The organism is Maricaulis sp. (genome assembly GCF_017642925.1).
In the GTDB taxonomy this organism is placed as follows: Bacteria; Pseudomonadota; Alphaproteobacteria; order Caulobacterales; family Maricaulaceae; genus Maricaulis.
Window position 1 is genome coordinate 130,967 of record NZ_JAEPOL010000012.1, and the last position, 7,254, is coordinate 138,220.

The window sequence follows — 7,254 nt, forward strand, 5'->3', positions numbered from 1 at the left end:
ACGACCCTGTCAGGCGAGGCTGCCATCCTCGATATCGCCATCGCCGTCCACATCGTCGGAGGAGCGGCGCCCGCCCAGATCGTCGCCGTCCGTATCGTCACGCCGGCGGCGGCCATCCTGGTGCTGGGCATAGCCGGCCAAGCCGACACCCCAGTCCTTGTCGACCCCGTCGACACCGCGATTGCGGAAGCGCAGTTTCGGTCCCGGCCGGACCACCCAGGCATAGATCCACAAGGCGGCAAGGGCGCTGAGCGCGATCAGTCCCGCGGCGAAACCCGCGCCGAGCCGGCCCTGCGGCTGCAGGAAGACACCGAAAAACCAGGCGAGGAATACGAAGACCGGCGCAGCGACGATGATCGCAAGAACGCGGCGGACAGGATGGATGCGCATATCGACCTCCCTTCGGCCCCTCGGGACCCGCGATCAGACTGCGCTGCAATCATGCCGGAAAAGGGGCAGTCCCGGCGGGACTGGGCCCGGCCGCATCCCGCCTCAGGCGCTTTCGCGACGATAGGTCAGCGCCAGGAAGACGTCTTCCAGATCGGCTTCCTCGGTGCGCAGATCGTCGATCCGGGCCCCGGAGGCGCGGAATTTCTCGATCATCTCGGCCACCGATTGCTCGCCATAGCGATAGGTGATGGCCAGCGAACCATCCTCGCGGATTTCCGCATCATATCCTGCCAGCTCGGCCGGCACGGCCGTCAGGGGATCGACCGGATCGATCACCAGTGTCTTGGAATCCATGCGCTTGAGCAGGGTTTCCTTGGGCTCGCAGGCGATCACCTCGCCCTGGTCGATAATGGCGATCTCGTCGCACAGCTCCTGGGCCTCTTCCAGATAGTGCGTCGTCAGGACAATCGTGGTGCCCCGCGCATGCAGCTCGCGCACATAGGCCCAGAGCTGGCGCCGCAGCTCAATATCCACGCCGGCCGTCGGCTCGTCCAGCACCAGAACCGGCGGAGTGTGCACCATCGCCTTGGCGACCAGGAGGCGCCGCTTCATGCCGCCGGACAATTGCCGCACATAGGCGTCGCGCTTGTCCGACAACCCCACCGCTTCGAGCAGTTCGTCGGTGCGCCGCTCTTCCTTGGGCACGCCGTAGAAGCCGGCCATCAGCTCCAGCGTCTCATGGGGCGTGAAGAAGACGTCCATATTGATTTCCTGCGGCACCACGCCGATCGCGGCGCGTGCTGCGCGGCTGTCGCGATCGATATCGATCCCCCAGGTCTTCGCCGTGCCCGACGTCTTGTTCACAAGACCGGCAAAGATATTGATGAAGGTCGACTTGCCGGCGCCGTTCGGGCCCAGCAGGCCGAAGATCGAGCCCCGGCGAACCCTCAGGTCCACGCCCTTCAGCGCCTCCTTGGGCGGCGCATTCTTCGACCCCGCATAGGTCTTGCGCAGATCGGTCGCCTCAAGGGCGAATTCGGGCATGGAAGAACTGTCGGACATGTCGCCTCGGAATTGACGGGACGGGGTCAAGCGCCATAACTAGGCGTCATACCTAGGGATCGTCCCGCTGTCTGTCCATGAGGGCTTTTCAATGGCCGACGCCAGCAACGCCTTTCCGCCGCCGGAAGTCATCGTCACCGAAGACCATCGCATTGCCTGCGACGGGGGCGGCGGTGCGCTCGGCCATCCGAAAATCTACCTGGAAATGGGCGAGGACGACTTTGTCGAGTGCGGATACTGCGACCGCCGCTTCGTGAAGAAGGGTTCCGCGCAGGACCCGACCGCCTGACCGGGCGGTCATAACCCGCAAGGGCCGCAAGACGCCGATCACACAAGACGACTGGGGAGGCGTCTTTGGGTCAAACCGCCAGCCAGCGTATCGGGCTGATCACCGGCCTCGTGCTGGCGGTCCTCCTGCAATTCATTCCGGTTCCGGACGGGCTTTCGCGTGAAGCCTGGCTGCTGGCCTCGCTCGCCCTCCTGATGGCGAGCTGGTGGGCGAGCGAAGCCATCCCGATTGCCGCCACGGCGCTCATTCCCATCGCCATTTTCCCGCTCCTGGGCATCACCTCCACCGGTGCGGCGACGGCCCCCTATGCCAGCCCGATCGTCATGCTGCTGCTCGGCGGTTTCATCGTCGCCCTGTCGATCGAGCGCTGGAACCTGCACACCCGGATCGCGCTCAATGTCGTTGCCCGTTTCGGCGGCCAGCCGGCCGCGCTGATCGCCGGCTTCATGCTGGCCTCGGCGCTCCTGTCGATGTGGATTTCCAACACGGCAACGACGCTGATGATGATCCCGATCGCCCTGCGCGTTGCGGCCGAAGTGGAACGCGAAGGCGTGACCACGAAATTCTTCGCCCCGGCCCTCGCCCTCGGCATCGCCTACGCAGCGTCTATCGGCGGCATGGCGACCCCGGTCGGCACGCCGACCAATCTGATCGGCCTTGGCTTCCTTCAGAACGAATTCGGCCGCACGCTGGATTTCGCCAGCTGGATGGGTGTCGGCCTGCCCGTTGTCGCGCTGATCATTCCGGCCGCCTGGTTCGTGCTGACGCGCTGGGCCTTCTCCCTCAAGGGCGAGCGCGCCAGCGGCGCGGCGCACGATCTGGTGATGGAGGAGCTGGGCAAGCTGGGCCGCATGACGATGCCGGAACTGCGCGTCGCCGCCCTGTTCGGCACGGTTGCCATCCTGTGGATGGGCGCCACGCTGCCCAGCTTCCTTATCTCCTGGATCCCGGGCATTCCGGCCGGCGAGTGGAACTGGGGCTGGAATCCGCTTCTCGGCTGGATCGGCGATACGCTGGGCCTGCCCGTCGATATCCGCCTGGGCAATACGCAGATCGCCGTAATGGGCGCACTCGCGGCCTTCCTTATCCCGTCCGGCTGCCGCACCGAAGGCCGCGGTACGGCCCTGATGGCGTGGGAAGACACAGCCCGCCTGCCCTGGAATGTCATCATCCTGTTCGGCGGCGGCCTCTCCCTGGCGGCCGCCCTTACAGCCACCGGCCTCGCCGATTGGCTGGGCGGCCAGATGCATTTCCTCACCGATCTGCCCACCCCGCTTTTGATCCTGGTCATCGTCGCCGTGATCGTCTTCCTGACCGAACTCACCTCGAACGTCGCCACAGTGACCGGCTTCATGCCCGTGCTGGGCATTATCGCGGTGGAAGCCGGCGTGCCCGCCGAACAGCTCATCGCCCCGGTCGCCATCGCCGGCTCGGCCGCCTTCATGCTGCCGGTCGCCACAGCGCCCAACGCCATCGTCTACGCCTCCGGCGCCGTCACCCAGGGCCAGATGATCAAGGCCGGTTTCCGGCTCAACCTGCTCGCCGTGCTGGCGATCGCCGGTGTCGGCTCGGCCGCGGCGATGCTGGGCTTTGGAGGCTAAAGGCTATCGGGCAGGCTGCGGCTGCCGTGCACAATGCGCTCGATCCGAAGCGCGTCTGCACCAGCCCGGTAGAGAACAAGATAGGCCGCATAAGACAGGACCCGAATGCCCGCCCCAATTTCCGGCCTCATCGGGGCGGCTTCGGGGAAAGCGGCCGCCCGTGTGCAAACGGCCTTCAACTCTTCGACGAAACTGACCGCGCGAGCCGGATTGTCCCGCGCAATATAGTCAGCGATGTCAAAAAGATCCGCTCTGGCAGCCGGCGCGAACTACAGCTTCATTTGTCCTGTTCGCGCCCGGCGGCGATCCTCGCGAGGTGCGCCTCAACGTCGGCGAAGACCTCTTCAGCCGGAATGCCGGGTCCGCTTTCCATGCCGATCCGCACCGCCTCGCGCAGCTCTTCCAGCTCGGTGAGATAGCGCGCCTCGCTCTCCTCCACCATGCGAAGGCCATGGCGCAGCACCTCGCTCTTCGAGTTGAAGCGGCCGGAGGCGATGAGATCTTCCATCATCTTTTCATAGCGTTCGCCGAGAGAGTAGGAGCTGGGCATGGCGGTCTCGTCGTGACTGGATAATTATTATCATAACACACACGCCGCCCCCGTGCGCAGACATCCCCACCGCACTCCACCGATGACCTCCTGGCCGCACCGCGTTAACCTCGCGGCGACCCAAGCGAGAGAGAGCCCCATGGCCATCAAGAAGCCCCTCGACGAGACCTCCCACCTCTACCTGATCGACGGGTCGGGCTATATCTTCCGGGCCTATCACGCCCTGCCGCCGCTCACCCGGTCGGACGGCACGCCGGTGGGTGCGGTACAGGGCTTCTGCAACATGCTCTGGAAACTGCTCGAAGACCTGAAGGGCGAGGACGCGCCCTCCCACCTCGCCGTGATCTTCGACCATTCCGGCAAGTCTTTCCGCAACGATATCTACGACCAGTACAAGGCGCACCGCCCGCCGGCGCCGGAAGACCTGGTGCCGCAATTCTCCATCATCCGCGACGCCACGCGCGCCTTCGGGACGCCCTGTATCGAGTTGGAGAATTACGAGGCCGACGACATCATCGCCACCTATGCCCGCATGGCCGAGGCGAAGGGCGCCAAGGTGACCATCGTCTCTTCCGACAAGGATCTGATGCAGCTGGTCTCGGACAGGATCGACATGTTCGACGCGATGAAGAACAAGCGCATCGAAGCCGAGCAGGTCGTCGAGAAATTCGGCGTCGGGCCGGACAGGGTGATCGACATCCAGTCGCTCGCCGGCGACAGCGTCGACAATGTCCCCGGCGTGCCCGGGATCGGCGTGAAGACCGCCGCGCTCTTGATCAATGAATACGGCGATCTCGACACGCTGCTGGCGCGCGCCGAAGAGATCAAGCAGAAGGGACGGCGTGAAAAACTCCTCGCCCATGCCGAGGATGCCCGCATTTCGCGCCAGCTGGTCACGCTGAAGACCGACACGCCCGTCACCGACGAAATGGACGAGTTCGGCATCACCGATCCGGATGCGGAAACCCTGGTCAAATTCCTGAAAGAAATGGAATTCCGCACCTTCACGCGCAAGGTCGAAGAAGCCCTGGGCGGACCGGTCGCCGACGAGACGGGTGATGCCACCGCCCCCATCAACCGTGACGGCTATGAGTGCGTCACCACGATGAAACAGCTGCAGGCCTGGATCGAGAAGGCCCGTACCGCCGGCGTGATCGCTGTCGATACCGAGACCGACGCCCTCTCGGCCACGGCCTCCGGCCTGGTCGGCATCTGCCTCGCCACCGCGCCGGGCAAGGCCTGCTACATCCCGCTCGCCCATGTCGACCCGGAGGGTTCCGGCGACATGTTCGACACAGGCGAGAAACCCGACCAGATCCCGATGGACGACGCCATCGCGGCCCTCAAACCCCTGCTGGAAGATCCGGCCGTTCTGAAAGTCGGCCAGAATTTCAAATACGATCTCTCCGTCCTCGCCCGCTACGGCATTGATGTTGCGCCCTATGACGACACGATGCTGATCTCCTACGTGATGGAGGCGGGTCTGCACGGGCATGGCATGGACGAGCTGGCCGAGCTTCACCTGGGCCATCAATGCATCGCCTTCAAGGAGATCTGCGGCACCGGCAAGAACCAGATCAGTTTCGACAAGGTGCCGCTGGACAAGGCGACGCAATACGCCGCCGAGGATGCCGACGTCACGCTGCGCCTGTGGGAAATCCTCAAGCCGGCGATGGTCTCCAAGAAGAAGGCGACGGTCTACGAGACACTCGAACGGCCGATGGCCAAGGTCCTCTCGGACATGGAACGGGTGGGCGTGAAGGTCGATCCGGACCAGCTGCGCCAGCTCTCCTCCGACTTCGCGCAGAAAATGGCTGCCGCCGAGGCCGCGGCGCACGAAGCGGCGGGGCGCGACTTCAACGTCGCCTCACCCAAGCAGATCGGCGAGATCCTGTTCGGCGAGATGGGCCTGCCCGGCGGCAAGAAGACCAAGACCGGCGCCTGGTCCACCGATGCGGCCGTGCTCGACCAGCTGGCCGCCGAAGGCCATGACCTGCCCGTCGCGCTGCTGGAATACCGGCAATATGCCAAGCTGAAATCGACCTATTCGGACGCGCTCTTCGACCACATCAACCCGAAGACAAAGCGCATCCACGGCTCTTTCTCGCTGGCCGCCACCACGACCGGACGTCTCTCCTCGACCGAGCCCAACCTGCAGAATATCCCGATCCGCACCGAGGCCGGCCGCAAGATCCGCGAGGTCTTCATCCCCGAGCCCGGCCATGTGCTGGTCGCAGCCGACTATTCCCAGATCGAGCTGCGCCTGCTGGCCCATATTGCCGGTGTCGAGAGCCTGAAGCAGGCCTTCCGCGACGGCCAGGACATCCACGCCATGACCGCCTCGGAGGTCTTCGGCGTGCCGGTGGAGGGCATGGACCCGATGGTCCGCCGCAAGGCCAAGGCGATCAATTTCGGCGTCATCTACGGCATTTCCGCCTTCGGCCTGGCCAACCAGATCGACGTCTCGCGTGAAGAGGCGAAGAATTTCATCGACGCCTATTTCGAGAAATTCCCGGGCATTGCCGACTATATGGAGCGCATGAAGAAGGAGGCGAAGGATACCGGCTATGTCGAAACCGTCTTCGGCCGCCGCTGCCACTTCCCGGGCATTCGCGACAAGAATCCCAACATGCGCATGTTCGCCGAACGCCAGGCCATCAACGCCCCGATCCAGGGCAGCGCCGCCGACGTCATCCGCCGCGCCATGATCCGCATGGACGACGCCCTCCGCGCCGCCAATCTCGACGCCCGCATGCTCCTCCAGGTCCACGACGAACTCGTCTTCGAAGTCCCCGAAGACCAGGCCGGCCGCCTGATCGATCTGGCCTCAAAAGTAATGGGCGAGGCGTGCGCCCCGGCGGTTGAGCTCAGCGTGCCACTGGATGTGGACGCGAAAGCCGGAAAGAGCTGGGCCGAGGCGCACTAACTTTCTTCTCCCCAATTGGGGGAGAGGGAGCGCAGGGCACCACCACCCTAAACACCTCTCCCGTTTTTCCCGGCCGGACGCCCGGCGAAGGCCGGGCGAAGTGACGGGATCTGCGGGAAGCTCATCGCTTGAAACGACTTTCGGTCGGTCCCGGATCTGCAGCCTGCCTTCGCAGGCCTTCGTCCGGGAAAAATCGAGATGTTGGAAGAGAGAGTGAGAGTGCCGCTACATTCCACCGTCACCCTGACACCCGCTTTCGCGGGCGCAGGCTTCAGTCAGGGCCCGGTTCATAAGACGCGGTGGCCGCGATCTCGCACTTATCCCCGTCACCTTCCCCCTTCCCACGCACCGTCATCCCCCGGCTTGTCCGGGGGAGCTGCGCTCGCCGGGGGGAGATTTCGCTGTAAAGTGAGGCGCTTGCCTCCACCAACGGGAT

General features: G+C 64.6%; 6 protein-coding genes and 1 pseudogene. 3 read left to right on the plus strand and 4 right to left on the minus strand.

All coding sequences use genetic code 11. From position 1 onward, the window contains the following. Window positions 1-9: 9 nt before the first annotated feature. Together JJ918_RS11530 and JJ918_RS11535 are read right to left on the minus strand one after the other, a co-directional pair. On the minus strand, window positions 10-390 hold the full coding sequence (locus JJ918_RS11530; protein WP_291887307.1) for a hypothetical protein: 381 nt from the start codon (window positions 388-390) through the stop codon (window positions 10-12). Between the two features lie 102 nt (window positions 391-492). Continuing rightward, window positions 493-1,452 carry an ABC transporter ATP-binding protein gene (locus JJ918_RS11535; RefSeq protein ID WP_291887311.1) on the minus strand — a complete coding sequence of 320 codons (960 nt, stop codon included), beginning with the start codon at window positions 1,450-1,452 and terminating at the stop codon, window positions 493-495. A gap of 91 nt (window positions 1,453-1,543) precedes the next feature. On the opposite strand from JJ918_RS11535, the gene JJ918_RS11540 reads away from it, so the two are divergent. Both JJ918_RS11540 and JJ918_RS11545 read left to right on the plus strand, forming a co-directional pair. After that, window positions 1,544-1,741, plus strand: coding sequence for a zinc-finger domain-containing protein (locus JJ918_RS11540; RefSeq protein WP_271187463.1), 198 nt, complete (start codon window positions 1,544-1,546; stop codon window positions 1,739-1,741). A gap of 65 nt (window positions 1,742-1,806) precedes the next feature. Further along, window positions 1,807-3,342 carry an SLC13 family permease gene (locus JJ918_RS11545; protein WP_291887314.1) on the plus strand — a complete coding sequence of 512 codons (1,536 nt, stop codon included), beginning with the start codon at window positions 1,807-1,809 and terminating at the stop codon, window positions 3,340-3,342. Here JJ918_RS11545 and JJ918_RS17245 read toward each other — a convergent pair. Further along, window positions 3,339-3,599: pseudogene (locus tag JJ918_RS17245) on the minus strand (type II toxin-antitoxin system RelE/ParE family toxin); the annotation flags it as partial. The gene JJ918_RS11545 and the pseudogene JJ918_RS17245 overlap by 4 nt on opposite strands. Before the next feature lie 20 nt (window positions 3,600-3,619). Continuing rightward, the gene (locus tag JJ918_RS11550; protein ID WP_291887317.1) at window positions 3,620-3,892 is read right to left on the minus strand and encodes a type II toxin-antitoxin system ParD family antitoxin; all 273 of its coding nucleotides are present in this window, start codon (window positions 3,890-3,892) and stop codon (window positions 3,620-3,622) included. Window positions 3,893-4,031: 139 nt separating this feature from the next. On the opposite strand from JJ918_RS11550, the gene polA reads away from it, so the two are divergent. Continuing rightward, window positions 4,032-6,818: a DNA polymerase I gene (gene polA, locus JJ918_RS11555; protein WP_291887319.1), complete on the plus strand. Its 2,787-nt coding sequence runs from the start codon at window positions 4,032-4,034 to the stop codon at window positions 6,816-6,818. Window positions 6,819-7,254 lie beyond the last annotated feature (436 nt).